Source organism: Pseudoalteromonas rhizosphaerae (assembly GCF_902498845.1).
Lineage (GTDB): Bacteria > Pseudomonadota > Gammaproteobacteria > Enterobacterales > Alteromonadaceae > Pseudoalteromonas > Pseudoalteromonas rhizosphaerae.
The window spans coordinates 304,380-318,815 of record NZ_CABVLM010000005.1 but is presented as its reverse complement, the minus strand read 5'-3'; the positions used below and the strand labels follow the sequence as shown (position 1 = coordinate 318,815).

General features: G+C 40.1%; 14 protein-coding genes. 9 read left to right on the top strand and 5 right to left on the bottom strand.

All coding sequences use genetic code 11. The features are described from left to right. Window positions 1–13: 13 nt before the first annotated feature. The gene (gene argE, locus PSR9079_RS10200) at window positions 14–1,162 is read right to left on the bottom strand and encodes an acetylornithine deacetylase (RefSeq protein ID WP_149981383.1); all 1,149 of its coding nucleotides are present in this window, start codon (window positions 1,160–1,162) and stop codon (window positions 14–16) included. A 214-nt stretch (window positions 1,163–1,376) separates the two neighbouring features. Between argE and argC the strand changes: the two genes are divergently transcribed. The 7 genes from argC to PSR9079_RS10165 all read left to right on the top strand — a co-directional run bounded on the left by argC (window position 1,377) and on the right by PSR9079_RS10165 (window position 8,237). Beyond that, window positions 1,377–2,381 carry an N-acetyl-gamma-glutamyl-phosphate reductase gene (argC, locus tag PSR9079_RS10195; RefSeq protein WP_149981382.1) on the top strand — a complete coding sequence of 335 codons (1,005 nt, stop codon included), beginning with the start codon at window positions 1,377–1,379 and terminating at the stop codon, window positions 2,379–2,381. Between the two features lie 6 nt (window positions 2,382–2,387). Continuing rightward, complete coding sequence (gene argB / locus PSR9079_RS10190; protein ID WP_149981381.1) at window positions 2,388–3,149, top strand: acetylglutamate kinase; 762 nt, start codon at window positions 2,388–2,390, stop codon at window positions 3,147–3,149. A gap of 7 nt (window positions 3,150–3,156) precedes the next feature. Continuing rightward, on the top strand, window positions 3,157–4,077 hold the full coding sequence (locus tag PSR9079_RS10185) for an ornithine carbamoyltransferase (RefSeq protein ID WP_145235120.1): 921 nt from the start codon (window positions 3,157–3,159) through the stop codon (window positions 4,075–4,077). A gap of 10 nt (window positions 4,078–4,087) precedes the next feature. Continuing rightward, on the top strand, window positions 4,088–5,290 hold the full coding sequence (locus PSR9079_RS10180; protein WP_145235122.1) for an argininosuccinate synthase: 1,203 nt from the start codon (window positions 4,088–4,090) through the stop codon (window positions 5,288–5,290). Between the two features lie 57 nt (window positions 5,291–5,347). Continuing rightward, window positions 5,348–7,213, top strand: a complete 1,866-nt coding sequence (gene argH / locus PSR9079_RS10175) for an argininosuccinate lyase (RefSeq protein WP_149981380.1) — start codon at window positions 5,348–5,350, stop codon at window positions 7,211–7,213. A gap of 273 nt (window positions 7,214–7,486) precedes the next feature. Further along, window positions 7,487–7,696, top strand: a complete 210-nt coding sequence (locus PSR9079_RS10170) for a hypothetical protein (protein WP_149981379.1) — start codon at window positions 7,487–7,489, stop codon at window positions 7,694–7,696. A gap of 7 nt (window positions 7,697–7,703) precedes the next feature. Beyond that, on the top strand, window positions 7,704–8,237 hold the full coding sequence (locus tag PSR9079_RS10165; protein ID WP_149981378.1) for a hypothetical protein: 534 nt from the start codon (window positions 7,704–7,706) through the stop codon (window positions 8,235–8,237). A gap of 524 nt (window positions 8,238–8,761) precedes the next feature. On the opposite strand, the gene PSR9079_RS10160 is transcribed toward PSR9079_RS10165, so the two are convergent. Both PSR9079_RS10160 and coaD read right to left on the bottom strand, forming a co-directional pair. Further along, window positions 8,762–10,156: a capsule assembly Wzi family protein gene (locus PSR9079_RS10160; protein ID WP_149981377.1), complete on the bottom strand. Its 1,395-nt coding sequence runs from the start codon at window positions 10,154–10,156 to the stop codon at window positions 8,762–8,764. Beyond that, window positions 10,153–10,635 carry a pantetheine-phosphate adenylyltransferase gene (coaD, locus tag PSR9079_RS10155; RefSeq protein ID WP_145235133.1) on the bottom strand — a complete coding sequence of 161 codons (483 nt, stop codon included), beginning with the start codon at window positions 10,633–10,635 and terminating at the stop codon, window positions 10,153–10,155. Before coaD ends, PSR9079_RS10160 begins: the two co-directional genes overlap by 4 nt. 250 nt (window positions 10,636–10,885) lie before the next feature. On the opposite strand from coaD, the gene PSR9079_RS10150 reads away from it, so the two are divergent. After that, window positions 10,886–11,536 (top strand): TetR/AcrR family transcriptional regulator, encoded by a 651-nt coding sequence (locus PSR9079_RS10150; protein WP_149981376.1) that lies wholly within the window; start codon window positions 10,886–10,888, stop codon window positions 11,534–11,536. Window positions 11,537–11,640: 104 nt separating this feature from the next. Next, window positions 11,641–13,098, top strand: a complete 1,458-nt coding sequence (gene thiI / locus PSR9079_RS10145) for a tRNA uracil 4-sulfurtransferase ThiI (protein ID WP_149981375.1) — start codon at window positions 11,641–11,643, stop codon at window positions 13,096–13,098. Window positions 13,099–13,127: 29 nt separating this feature from the next. Here thiI and PSR9079_RS10140 read toward each other — a convergent pair whose 3' ends face one another. Further along, window positions 13,128–14,030: a ketopantoate reductase family protein gene (locus PSR9079_RS10140; RefSeq protein ID WP_149981374.1), complete on the bottom strand. Its 903-nt coding sequence runs from the start codon at window positions 14,028–14,030 to the stop codon at window positions 13,128–13,130. Then, complete coding sequence (locus PSR9079_RS10135) at window positions 14,023–14,376, bottom strand: VanZ family protein (RefSeq protein ID WP_149981373.1); 354 nt, start codon at window positions 14,374–14,376, stop codon at window positions 14,023–14,025. The genes PSR9079_RS10140 and PSR9079_RS10135 overlap by 8 nt, the downstream gene beginning before the upstream one ends. Window positions 14,377–14,436: the final 60 nt, after the last annotated feature.

The following is a 14,436-nucleotide window of genomic DNA, read 5'->3' as shown; positions in this document are numbered from 1 at the left end:
AGCACTTTCTTTGTTAGCTAAAACACGATGTTCTGATCATTTCAGTGATAATATGTTGAGATGGTTTAATTTTTTCCATCGCTAAAAATTCATCGGGTTGATGAGCCTGATTAATTGAACCCGGTCCCATCACAATCGTTTCACAACCCAATTGTTGAATAAATGGCGCTTCAGTACAGTAGTTCACTGCAACTGCTTGCTCTCCTGATATTTTTTCTGCCAGTTTAACTAATGCCGAATCAGTACTACCGGTAAACGCGGGGATGGGCTCGTGCATATCCATCACACTGACTGAATCTGGATATTGGTTGTTGATCTCTGTAGCTATTTTTAACAGCATCATTTGCAGTTCTTGCACACTTAGACCCGGTAAAGGGCGCATATCAATATGCATTTCACAGCAGCCACATATGCGATTTGCATTATCGCCACCATGAATGTGTCCTAGATTTAAAGTAGGGTAAGGAATAACAAAATGCTCAACTGCATATTTATTCTTTAATTGCTCTTTTAAAGTTAACAGTTTTGCAATAACTTTATGCATCACTTCAATGGCATTTAAACCACGTTCAGGATCAGAGCTATGTCCGGAACGACCGACTACGCGAATCGCGCTGCTCATATGTCCTTTATGTGTGAAAACAGGTGTCATATCAGTAGGTTCACCAATAATACACCGAGCTGGCTTTAAGTTTTTATGCTGACAAACTTGCTGTGCACCGGCCATGGTGGTTTCTTCGTCGGCAGTAGCTAGAATCAAAATTGGCTGTGTTTGAATATTCTCATCTAGTTCACTGATTGCTTGCAATACAAAAGCGAAAAACCCTTTCATATCAATACTACCTAAACCATATAATTTATTGTTATCTTCACTTAATTTAAACGGATTATAGTTCCAACGACTATCATCAAATGGGACTGTATCGGTATGACCGGCAAGCATTAAACCACCATCTCCCTGGCCACGTTTTGCGAGTAAGTTAAAACGACCTTTAGGGCCCGACAACTCAGTAATTTCACATTCAAATCCAAGACTTGTACACCAAGTAGCTAATAAATCAATCACCCCTTTATTGCTCATAGACAATGACTCATCCATGGCACTAATTGAAGGTGCAGCAATCAATTGCTGATACATAGATAAAAAAGACGGTAATGACATAAAAAAATCCAAAATAAGTATTCAATCTAATTGCATAACAATATAAAAGTATTTATGATGAATATCAATTCACTTTTTAAGCATAAATATATTAAAGCGACGCAATGAATATAAAACGACGATAACCAGATTTCATTCATAAAATAGTGTTTTATGCACTGTTAAACCCGATTTGAATATAAATGTAGTAACAAAAAACCAAAAAGAGTAACGAATGAAAGTAGTGATTATTGGCGCAAGTGGCTATAGCGGCGCAGAATTAGCAAGTTTGGTAATAAAACACCCGCAATTAACCTTAGCTGGTTGCTATGTATCTGAGCAAAGCTTAGATAAGGGTAAATTATTAAGTGACTTGTATCCTGAGCATTTAGGTTTGCTTGATTCTCCTTTATTGCCTCTTAGTGAGGGCGCTTATAACGATATTGAAAAGTCGGCCGATTTTGTATGTTTGTGTACTGATCATAAAGTGAGTGTTGACTTAGCGCCACGTTTTTTAAGCATGGGCAAAAAAGTATTTGATTTATCGGGTGGCTACCGTTTAAGCAGTAATGAAGATTATCAAACTTATTATGGTTTTGCGCATCAACATACGGAATTACTCAGTGAAGCGGCTTACGGATTGGCTGAGTGGAATAGTGAAGCAATCGCCAAGGCGCAGTTAGTCGCTGTGGCTGGTTGCTATCCAACAGCAGCGCTGAATGCGTTAAAACCATTGCAACAAGCCGGCTTATTAGCCGAGCAAACCATTATTATTAATGCTGTATCGGGTGTAACCGGTGCGGGGCGTAAAGCTAGTGTAGCCACGCATTTTTGTGAAGTGTCGTTAGCACCTTATGGATTGTTTAATCATAGACACAGTCCTGAGATTGAGCAGCATTTAGGTCACAAGGTGCTATTTACGCCGCATTTAGGTAATTTTCCACGCGGTATTTTAGAAACTATTTATGTGCAATTGAAACCTGGAGTTACACCAGAGCAAGTTACACAAGCTTATCAAGTGCTTGCTGATGAGCCACTGATCAGATTGCTTGGTAATAAAATGCCATCAATTAAAGGAGTTGCAAAGCAGCCTTACGTTGATATTGCATGGCAGCAGCAAGGTACGCAGCTAATTGTGATGGCAGCTATTGATAACTTATTAAAAGGTGCTGCAGGGCAAGCATTGCAGTGCATTAATTTAGCCATGGGTATTGCCCATAGTACAGGTTTAAAAGGGTAGTTAGTAATGCAAAGATGGGTCATTAAACTCGGTGGTGCAGTACTCAATACAGAAGACGCGGCTAAAGCGTTATTTGAGGCGCTTGCATCGCAAACTCAAGCACAATTTGTCATCGTTCATGGTGGCGGTTCACTAGTTGATAACTGGTTGACTGAGGCTGGTTTTGCTAGTGCGAAACATCAAGGTTTACGCATCAGTCCAAAAGAGCAAATGCCTTATATTGTTGGCGCGCTTGCGGGGTGTGCTAATAAACAATTAATGAGCCAAGCAATTATCGCAGGTCATAAACCGGTCGGGCTTAGTTTATACGAAGCGGGCATTATTTCGTCACAAAAACTCAAAGCGCTTGGTCAAGTTGGTAATTGTGACGGCGGTGTGCAAAGTGTGATACCGGAGTTATTAAAACTTGGTCGTTTACCTCTGGTCAGCTCTATCGGTTTTGGTGAAGATGGCCTTTGGTATAACGTAAACGCTGATGAAGCGGCGGCGGCAATAGCTAAAGAGCTTAATGCGGAAATTATTTTTATGACTGATGTAGAAGCTGTACTTGATGCAAATAAACGGCCGTTACATCAACTTGACACAAACCAGATCAATACTTTAATTGCAGAAGGAGTAATTTTGGGTGGGATGGAGGTCAAAGTTAAGACCAGCCTTCTTGCTGCCCAGCACTTACGACGTGGCGTTTACATTTCGAGCTGGCAAAAGCCAGAAAACTTAATTGCTCTACTCGCGGGTGAGCACGTCGGAACAAAAATTACACCATAGGTTTTATATGTTTAATCATTTTTTATCGGGTCTAGAGTTAGACCAACAAGGCGCACTTAAATTACTTAACTTAGCGCAAAAAATTAAAGCTAACCCAGCTGATTTTAGTCAAGCACTGGCTGGCAAATCGGTGGTTACTTTATTTGAAAAACCAAGCTTACGTACGCGTTTATCATTTGATATAGGTATTAATAAGTTAGGTGGACATGCGGTGTATCTTGATTCACAAAATGGCGCCATGGGCGCACGTGAATCAGTAAAAGACTTTGCATTGAACATTGCCAGTTGGGCTGACGGTATTGTGGCGCGGGTATATCAGCATAAAACATTAACCACACTTGCTGAATTTTCAAGCGTACCTGTGGTCAACAGTCTGTGCGATTTATATCATCCATGCCAAGCACTTGCTGACTTTCTAACACTGCAAGAAGTATATGGCGATGTAAGCCAGCTAAAATTAGCTTATTTAGGTGAAGGCAACAACGTAACGCATTCACTGATGTTACTTGCGGCTACTTTAGGCACAGATTTTGTTGCCGTATGCCCTAAAGGTAGTTCACCAGACTCGCAAATTTTAAAGCAGGCTGAGCAAATTGCCGCAATGAATGGTGCATCAGTGATGGTGAGTGATCGTGTTGAAGCGGCTGTAGGCGCTAACGCAGTGTATGCCGATACATGGGTATCAATGGGCGATGATACGCCACTTGAACAAGTAAAAGAAAAGTACATGCCGTATCAATTAAATGCGGCGTTGCTTAAACAGACTGGGGCTGACACTGTACTGCATTGCCAGCCAGCACACCGTGAATTTGAAATTACTTCTGAGGTAATGGATGGTCCGGCGTCAAAAATTATACAACAAGCAGAAAACCGTATGCATGCGCAAAACGCATTGCTTGTTTCATTATTAAATCCAAATTTTGTGTAAGGTATCACCAATGAGTTCTATTAAAAAAGTTGTATTAGCCTATTCTGGTGGTTTAGATACGTCAGCCATCGTGCCATGGTTAAAAGAAAACTACGGTTGTGAAGTTATCGCGTTTGTGGCCGATGTAGGTCAAGGTGCTGAAGAGCTTGAAGGTGTTGAAGCAAAAGCGATCGCATCTGGTGCTTCTGAATGTTATGTAGTTGACTTAAAAGACGAAATGGTAAGTGATTATATTTACCCAACGTTAAAAACCGGTTCAATTTACGAAGGTACTTATTTATTAGGTACGTCAATGGCACGTCCTATTATTGCTAAAGCGCAAGTTGAGATTGCTCGTAAAGTAGGCGCTGATGCACTTTCTCATGGTTGTACAGGTAAAGGTAATGACCAAGTGCGCTTTGAATCTTGTTTTGCGGCCCTTGCGCCTGATCTTCAAGTTATTGCGCCATGGCGTGAGTGGGACTTATCAAGCCGTGAGTCATTACTTGATTACTTGGCAGAGCGTAATATTCCATGTTCTGCATCGGCAACTAAAATCTACAGCCGTGATGCAAACGCATGGCATATTTCTCACGAAGGTGGCGAGCTTGAAGATCCGTGGTGTCAACCAAGTGAGCAAGTGTGGACTTGGACTAGCTCACCAGAGCAAGCACCCAATGAGCCTGAATTTGTTACCTTAAACGTGGTTGAAGGTGAAGTTGTTGCTGTCAATGGCGAGCAGCTTAAACCGTATGATTGTCTAGTTAAACTTAATGATATTGCATCCCCACATGGTGTTGGTCGGGTTGATATCGTTGAAAACCGTTTAGTGGGCATGAAATCCCGTGGTTGTTATGAAACCCCTGGTGGCACAGTAATCATGGCGGCATTACAAGCGATTGATGAGTTAGTACTTGATAAAGCAAGCCGCAAATGGAAAGAAGTACTGGGCGGCGAGTTTTCACATTTAGTCTATGACGGTCGTTGGTTTACACCACTTAAAGATTCAATCTTAGCGGGCGCAGAAGCGTTATCAACAGTTGCTACTGGCGAAGTTATTCTTAAGCTTTATAAAGGCCAGGTAACAGCGGTTCAGAAAAAATCACCTAATAGCTTATACAGCGAAGATTTTGCAACGTTTGGTGCAGATGATGTTTACGACCAATCGCATGCTGAAGGCTTTATTCGTTTATTCTCGCTTTCAAGCAGAATTTCAGCACTAGCGAAGAAGTAATTTTACTACAGCCCCGTAACAATAAGGCGGGGCAGTTTCAGGGTTTGGAGAGATTTCATGGCATTATGGGGCGGACGTTTTTCTACGGGTCCAGATGAGGCGTTTAAACAATTTAACGACTCACTTCCCTTCGATTATCAACTCGCAGAGCAAGATATAGTTGGCTCTGTAGCGTGGGCAGGTGCCCTTAAGCAGGTTGACGTATTAAGTAGTGACGAACACAAAAAGTTAGTCGCTGCATTATATGAATTACTCGACGAAGTAAAAGCTGATCCACAAGCAGTGGCAACGTCAGGAGCTGAAGATATTCACTCACATGTTGAAGCTGCATTGATCGAAAAAGTGGGTGACTTAGCTAAAAAATTACACACCGGACGTAGTCGTAACGATCAGGTCGCTACTGACTTTCGCTTATGGTGTCGTGATACCGCCGCTCACATACTTACGGCGCTTGGTCAGTTAAAAGGTGAGTTTATCGCTTTAGCTGAACGTGAGCTGGGCACTATCTTACCTGGTTATACCCATTTACAACGTGCTCAGCCATTGTTGTTTAGTCATTGGTGTATGGCTTACGTGGAAATGATCGAACGTGATGAAAGCCGTTTAGCAGATGCTAAAGCGCGAATGAATTTTTGCCCTTTGGGCAGTGGGGCACTTGCCGGTACTGCGTACCCAATTGATCGGCAAGCACTTGCCGTGGGGTTAGGTTTTACCGCTGCGACTAAAAATAGTTTAGACGCCGTATCAGATCGTGACTTTGTGGTTGAGCTATTAAGCTGTGCATCAATCTCTATGATCCATTTATCGCGTATGTCAGAAGATTTGATCTTTTATAATTCGGGTGAAGCGGGTTTCATTGAGTTAGCAGATAATGTCACCTCTGGTTCATCATTGATGCCACAAAAGAAGAATCCCGATGCGCTAGAGCTTATTCGCGGCAAAACAGGGCGTGTATTTGGTGCCTTTAGTGCCATGATGATGACGTTAAAAGCACTGCCACTTGCTTATAATAAAGATATGCAAGAAGATAAAGAAGGCTTATTTGATGCCATGCCAACGTGGCTAGCTTGTATTCATATGGCGCAAGCGTGTATCAAAGGTATAAAAGTAAATGGCGAGCGTACTTTAGCCGCTGCTAAAGGCGGACATTCAAATGCGACAGAGCTTGCTGACTATTTAGTCGCCAAAGGGATCCCTTTTAGGGAAGGTCATCATATTGTTGGTGTGTTGGTACAAATGGCTATCGCACAAGGGAATAACTTAGAAGATTTAAGTTTAGAACAATTCCAATCGGTGCATAGTATTTTTGCACAGGACGTATATGCTGTACTAGAGATAGACGCATGTATAAAAGCGCGCCAAGCACTTGGTGGTACATCTTTAGAGCAAGTTACAGTTGCAGTTAAAGATGCCAAAAAAAAACAGCAAATAACAGTTCGTGACGCTAATCTTGACGATGTAGAGTCAATTGCGAAATTGATCCAGCACTGGGCTACGGTAGGTGAAAATTTACCGCGTGCTAAAAGCGACATGGTACATTCAATCAATGAGTTTGCGGTTACCGAAGTTGCTGGAGAAGTCGCGGGCTGCGCATCACTGTATATTTATGATACTGGTCTTGCTGAAATTCGTTCACTAGGGATAGATCCTGAAACCGGTATCACTGGGCAAGGTCGTCAGTTAGTTGAACACTTATTAGTTAAAGCCAAAAAATTGGCACTAAATCGCATCATTGTTTTGACGCGAGTACCTGATTTCTTTGAAAAACAAGGTTTCACATTCTGTACCAAAGACAGCTTACCGGAAAAGGTAATGAAAGATTGTGAACTGTGTTTACGCAGAGACAATTGTGACGAAGTCGCGATGGAATTTATTTTGAAGCAAAGTCGGAACGCGGAGATCCCGTGTAAAAATGTAGCTTAAAATCCCTGGATATAAAAAACGTACGGTTATCCCTGTGCGTTTTTTTATGCCTTATCATATCTGGTATGACCTGTTGTGTGGGATGCGCTGTAGCAAATAAAAGATCAAAAAAGATCGTTTTTTAAAATGTTGGATCAGTAATTGCTTATTACTAGATGTAAGATGGCTCAGCGTGAGTTCATCTTTAAAAGCGCCAAGCAGTTATCAGAGCGTTAAAAACAGTGGCTTATTTAATAAGTCATTTATTCAACATTTATTGAAAGGATTAATCTTATGCAAGTTACAGCTAACAGCCAATTACAAATGCAAGCATACAATAATATGCAACAATCAAAGCCAGCACTTGAACAAAGCGCTAGTAATAAAACCCTACAATCTGATACAGTGTCTATATCTAATGAAGCCTTACTAGCGGCTAAAGGTGAAGCTGAAATCCAGCGCGGTGGTGGGGTGATGCTTCCTCGAGATAAAAGGCCTCAATAGGAGTGAAATGTTTTTAACTGAACAATTTGGTTTTTTCTCCCTTTCTGCATTGAGTGCTTGGGGGTTTTTAATGGCATTTTTTTTTAATATCTTTATATACTCTATAGATGTTAAAAGAAAAACTACGCTGTTAATCAGTTCATTTATTATGATGATCTCCTATATGGCAGGGGATCATTTCTTTACATGGCTATCTTCTACTGCAGTCACATATATGCATTGGGCATTATATGATTTTGTGACATTACTATGTTTGGCGGGATGCTATCTCGTTATAAAGAACTCTACACCGTCATTTATTTATCTTGTCTGCGGTTTGTCTATAAATATCCTATTGTTTGTTTCTGTGTATTTAGATGTTCAGGTTTATGAAAATTCAACTTATTGGATTCTTTGGGACATATACTCTTTTGGTGTAAATATCATTGATTTTACAATGATAGTAGCCTTGATTGTCGATCGTGACATTTTAGGTTTAATTAGGCTTAAAAATGCAATTAAAGCATTATTTAAAACACATCACATAAAACACTCCATTTAGCCTATGTTTATAAATGACGTAGTTGGTCCGTACATCGGTGTATTTATCGAGTGGGGATTCTTAATGGTCTTTTTATTAAATTGGGTACTGTACATAAATAACCCCAATAAAAGCATAGTAATACTTTCATTTATAATGGCCGTTTCTTATATAACGAGCGAGCTCTTATATTTAGTGTATTCAATTTATTTGAACTGGTTTATATACGATTTGCTTACTCTTACATGCATTGGATTGTTGATCAGATATCAAAAGATTAGCCCCTCTCCAGTTAATTGCTATATTATGTGTGGGCTTATCTTAAATGCGATTTTAATTGCCGCAATTTATTGCGATATCTATGTGCGTTTAAATTCTGAGCCTTGGTGGCTTTGGTCAGTTTATTCTTTTGGTGTCAATATATGCGATGTGATAATGATAACAGCCTTAGCTATAAATAAAGATTTTTTAGGCTTAAGCAAATTATTACAAAAAGCTAGGATAATCAAGGGTCTAAATAAAAATCAGGCCCTTGTTTCGAAAACTTAAAAACGGTATTCCCAGCTGGTTTTTAATGCGCTGTTGGTATCAGACTCGTTAGCAAGTTCGTCTTTATACACTGAGCCGCTGATCTTCCATAAACCACTAAAAATAGCCTGCTGATAACCAAGCTCTAATTGTAAGCGTTCAAACGTTTCGGCGACTTGGGTCAAGTCGGTGATGTCAGTTTTAAACCAACGTAACTTCGCATAGCCGCCATAACCGTTCATAGTATGATAATGCGCACCTAATACTGCTGATTTACTTTGCTGTGGTGTTGCAGAGCCAATTAACCGATCTTTATGATTATAGGCTTGGGCATAATTAATAAATGCTTCATTAGCATCGTCACAACTAAGTTGGGCTGTACAATCTTGTTGTGTATTTGAATATTCAAAATAGGTTTTTAGTAATTGCTCTTGGCCGCCAAAAAAGCTCTCAACGCCAATTGTATAAAAAGCATCACTTGGTGCTAAGCCACTGTCATTTTTTCCCATTAGCTCGGTGTAAAATGCAATCGGTTGCTCTGCTATAGTGGTTGAGTATTTGGCATCTAAGCTTGTTAAGCGTTGCTTATTTGTTATTACTTCCAGCGTATTAGGATTTACTTCTGTATTGGTTAAATAATCAGAGCTTGCGGTACTAAATGCAACCTCAAGTCCTGGTAGTGGTGTGCTGGCAAAGCGCATGGCCCAGTAGTCACCTTTTTCACCATTACTTAAATGTGGTTTTTGTTTTGCGTAAATACCAGTCAACTGCCAGTTACCAATGAATGATAACCAACTTGGGCCGACATATTGGGTGTTAGCACGGTTAATTCTTAGCCCTTTCATTGGTGCGGCATTATTCGACAGTAGTAATGCATTGTCGTTACCTGGTCCCCACCAATGGCTTACTTGTTCGGCGCTAACAGACCAATTGCCCATTAATACTGCTAAGTAGCTGCCATGATAGTTTATGTGTTCATCATCAAGTGCCTGATCAGCGTAATTAACACTTACTTTGGCGCTAACACGGTCGCCAGTGATAGAGCCATAGCTATTAATGCCACTTTTTTGTTGATCGCGTTTGCCAAAGCTTTGTTGCAAAGTCGGCTCACTATTGTAGTTAAGCCTCACACCAGAGCTACTGCCTTGTTTAGCGTTCTCTAAGGCATGTTTTACGTGTTGATAAGCAAATCGACTTTGTGTTGATAAACTGCTGCTTTCAATTGTATTTAAATCTCTGGCAATGCCTTGCCACATCAAGGGATAACTATTGATCGGTTGTTTAATCACGCCTTGGTTAAAGAGCATCTCAATTGAGGCTCGTAATAAAGGGTCGTCACTTTCAATCCAAGGTGATGCAAACGCGGGTGTGGCAATCACAACAAGGGTGCTTAAATAGATATTTAACTTCATCCGTGTAACTTTTCCTGTAATGCTTTTACTACAATAGGGTGTACAAACTCACTGACATCGCCTTTATGACGCGCGACTTCTTTAACTAGGGTTGAAGAGATAAATGAGTTCTTTTCAGCTGGGGTTAAAAAAACACTCTCTAAATCAGGATTTAAACGACGATTCATATTGGCAAGCTGAAACTCATAATCAAAGTCAGACACCGCACGAATACCGCGGATCAGTACATTCGCACTATGATCGCGTGCTAAATCAGCTAGTAATCCAGAAAAGCCAATAACACTGACGTTATCTAAATGAGTGAGTAAACTATTGGCAATTGCTACCCGCTCATCCAGGCTAAAGCAGGGTTTTTTACTAGGATTGTGAGCAACTGCAACAATTACAGTATCAAACATTTTAGCTGCCCGCTGGATCAGATCTGTGTGTCCATTGGTTAATGGATCAAAGGTGCCAGGATAAATTGCGGTGACTTTCATAAATATCATCTTAGTGTTATTTTGAGGGTTATATTAACAGTCTTTGTTGTCCAGATCAGCCTGCAAATTGCGACTGCATATTTTCATTTGTAAATGAGTTTATTTCAATAAGAAACAATAACTACGAATTATGGATTAGAAATTTTCAAGGTGGTATTTTATTGGATTATATTTGTATATACTGCGCGGCTAATAATACTGAGTGAATTATGGGCATTTACTCTAATAAAAATAATCAGAGTAGCAGGATATGAGTACCAAGGATAAAATAATTACAACCAGCATAATGCTATTTAACCAACATGGCGAGCGTGCGGTCACAACCAACCATATCGCTTCACATATGGGCATCAGTCCCGGTAATCTTTATTATCACTTTAAAAATAAAGAAGACATTATTCGCCATATTTTTGCATTATATAGTAAGCATTTACACACTCAATTTGTGCCAATGGAAAAGCAGGATGAAGCACTAACACACTTAACTGGGTATCTTGATGCTTTGTTTGAGTTGATGTGGCGTTTTCATTTTTTCTATGACAATTTGGGTGACATTTTATCTCGCGACGAAGTACTGAAAAAAGATTATATTGAGTTTCAAGAGGCTTTGTTAAGTCAAGTGCGCGAAATTGTGATTGGCCTGCGTGAAGGTGGGATGATCGCAATTGATGATGAAGATACCGTTGAACTTGCTCATATGCTAAAAATCACCGTCAGTTTTTGGACTCCTTACATTAAAGCCAGACGGTTAAGCGGTGAGTTAATGCAGCAAGATATTTATAATGGTATTTTAAAAGTGTTAGCGCTTTTTAAAGCATTTGGTACCGAGCAAAGTATCCCAAAAATTAACTTGTTACGCGAAAAATACAGTAAATTAGCGGCACAAGCAGAGCCTGTTTAATTAAACGCAGCGGTTGTTTATTTCCTAGACGTTAGATTTTTTGTTATAATCGCGCGCCCAACACGTGGGTGCGTGAATCCTAAATATTGTCTAACGAGTAAACTATGCTTAAATTTATCGTCAAACTCCATCCTGAAATAGCCATTAAAAGCCGCTCTGTGCGTAAACGCTTTACTAAGTTGTTAGAAAACAACATTAAAATTGTGTTACGCAAGCTTGACGAAAAAGTACAAGTACAAAATAACTGGGACAATATATCCGTCGTAACTAAATCAGATGACGCACAAATGCGCCTTGATTTTATCGATGGCTTACAACGGATCCCAGGTATTGTGCAGTTTATTGAAGTGACCGAAACTAACTACGAAAACCTGCACGATATTTACGAAAAAGCGTTAGATATGGTTGGCCACACCGTCGTGGGCAAAACATTCTGTGTACGTTGTAAGCGCCAAGGTAAGCATGATTTCACCTCTACCGATGTAGAGCGTTATGTGGGTGGTGGTTTAAATCAGCACGTCGATGGCGCCAGCGTAAGACTAAAAAATCCTGAAGTAACTATTCGTCTTGAAATTAAAGATGATAAAGCTTACGTAGTAACGCACACCCATCATGGTATGGCCGGTTTCCCATTACCAACGCAAGAAGATGTCTTGTCGTTAATGTCAGGTGGATTTGACTCAGGCGTTGCTAGTTATCAAATGATCCGCAAAGGCGCTCGTACGCACTTTTTGTTCTTCAATTTAGGCGGTGCGGCGCACGAGATTGGTGTTAAACAAGCCAGCTATTATATTTGGAAGCAGTTTAGCTCAACCCATAAAGTTAAATTTATCAGTGTTGACTTTGACCCCGTTGTTGCCGAAATTTTAGAAAATGTTGAAAACAGTCAAATGGGTGTAGTTCTCAAACGTATGATGATGCGTGCAGGCAGCCAAATAGCTGAAAAAATGGGGATTCAAGCGCTTGTTACCGGTGAGAGTCTAGGCCAAGTTTCAAGTCAAACATTAGCCAACTTAAGTGTGATTGACCGTGTTACCGAAACGCTTATATTACGCCCGCTGATCCAACACGACAAACAAGAAATTATAAACATCGCTCGTAAAATCGGCACCGCAGAAATGGCCGAAACTATGCCGGAATACTGTGGTGTGATTTCTAAAAAGCCTACAGTTAAAGCTAAAATTGCCGTAGTAGAAGCTGAAGAGCAAAAGTTTGATTTTGATGTGCTCAATACTGTTATTGAAAACGCACGTATTATGGATATTCGTGACATTGACGTTGAAGCTAAACAAGAGCTAAAAGAGGCCGAGTCAGTTTCTGATTTACCAGCTGATGCAGTTGTTGTTGATATTCGCTCGCCGGAAGAAGAAGATGCAGCACCGCTTGAAATTAATGGGATAGAAGTTGTGCATTTGCCATTTTTCCGCTTAGCGACCAAATTTGCAGACCTACCGCAAGACAAAGACTACTACTTATATTGCACTAAAGGTGTAATGAGTCAGCTACAGGCGCTTATTTTACATGAAAATGGCTTTGCCAATGTTAAAGTTTATCGCCCGTAAGGTTGATAGTTATTAATAACAAGCGCGAGTTAAATCGCGCTTTTTTTATGTCTGATAGCATCGAGTAAAGATTGATTGTGAGGGGTATTAATACCGAGTTGATTACCTTTTTGGCAAATATAACCGCACATCGCGTCAATTTCTGTGATGCGATTATGGGCGACATCTTGATGCATTGATGAGTAATTGTTTTTGGTATCACTCATCACTTGATAGGCGTTCGCTAATGCTTCAGCAAGTCGCACATTAATACCTAGTTTATTTGCTACGGTACACGCTTCGTTTAAGATATTTAAAATTATGCCACTAAACTGTGGTGCAGTCAGTGCGCCATTTTTCACATTGTGCAGCGCACTGAGTGGATTAATAGCAATATTAACGAGTAATTTTTCAAAGCGTAATTGTTGTATATTATTTGTGGTTGTTAATTCAGGAATAGCGTTTAGTAGATTTTTAACTTCAGCGAGTTGTGTTTTTGCTTGCTGGTTACAATCACCTAAAATGCTGCTCCCGATACCAGTATGCAACACACTAAAAGGTGTATCTTTGTAGCCCGCTAAACGTGTTGTTAAAAAATATAGTCCTTGTTGTTTTGTAAGTTCGCTATTTATTTCATCTACATTACCCATGCCATTGTGAGATAAAATTAATTGGCATTGAGCGCTTAAAAAAGGCTTTAGTTGCCTAAATGCGGTGGCAACTTGATATGCTTTAACAGTAAAAATAATAACATCGACTTGGCCGTGCTCGGATAATTTAGTCAGGTTTGTCAGTTGGCAATTAATTGTTTGTTTTGGCGCGTTTGCTTGTTGATAAAAACGAGGTTCGTCAATAGCATGCTTGGTAAGTAGGGTGACCCTGTGCTGTTGACTCAAATAATGGCTATAGAGCAGCCCAATGGCACCATCGCCAACGACGAATATATTAGCCATTTTGATTCTTTTTAAAACGAGAATAAATACCGAACAACAAAAAGAAACTAGCAGCCCCAGAAAAGTCAGCAACAACATCAGCAACAGAGGCGCTACGATAAGGGATTGTGCTTTGCATTAGCTCAATAGCAATGCCATAAAATGCTAATAACACGAGGTGAACGAATACAGGTAGCTTGAATGCTCTGACCATGACGGCTGCCAGAACAAAGAAAATAGTAAAATGTACTAACTTATCTAGGTGAGGCAGTGACGATACCCCAACGCCCCTAAAATCGCGGGCAAACAAAAAGGTAAATACCAGAATACTGATTAAAAATAGGGTTTGATAAACACGCCGAGTCACGAAAAATCCTAAATCGTTTAAAAATAGAGCCGTAGTATATCAAACAAATTTCGTATCGCA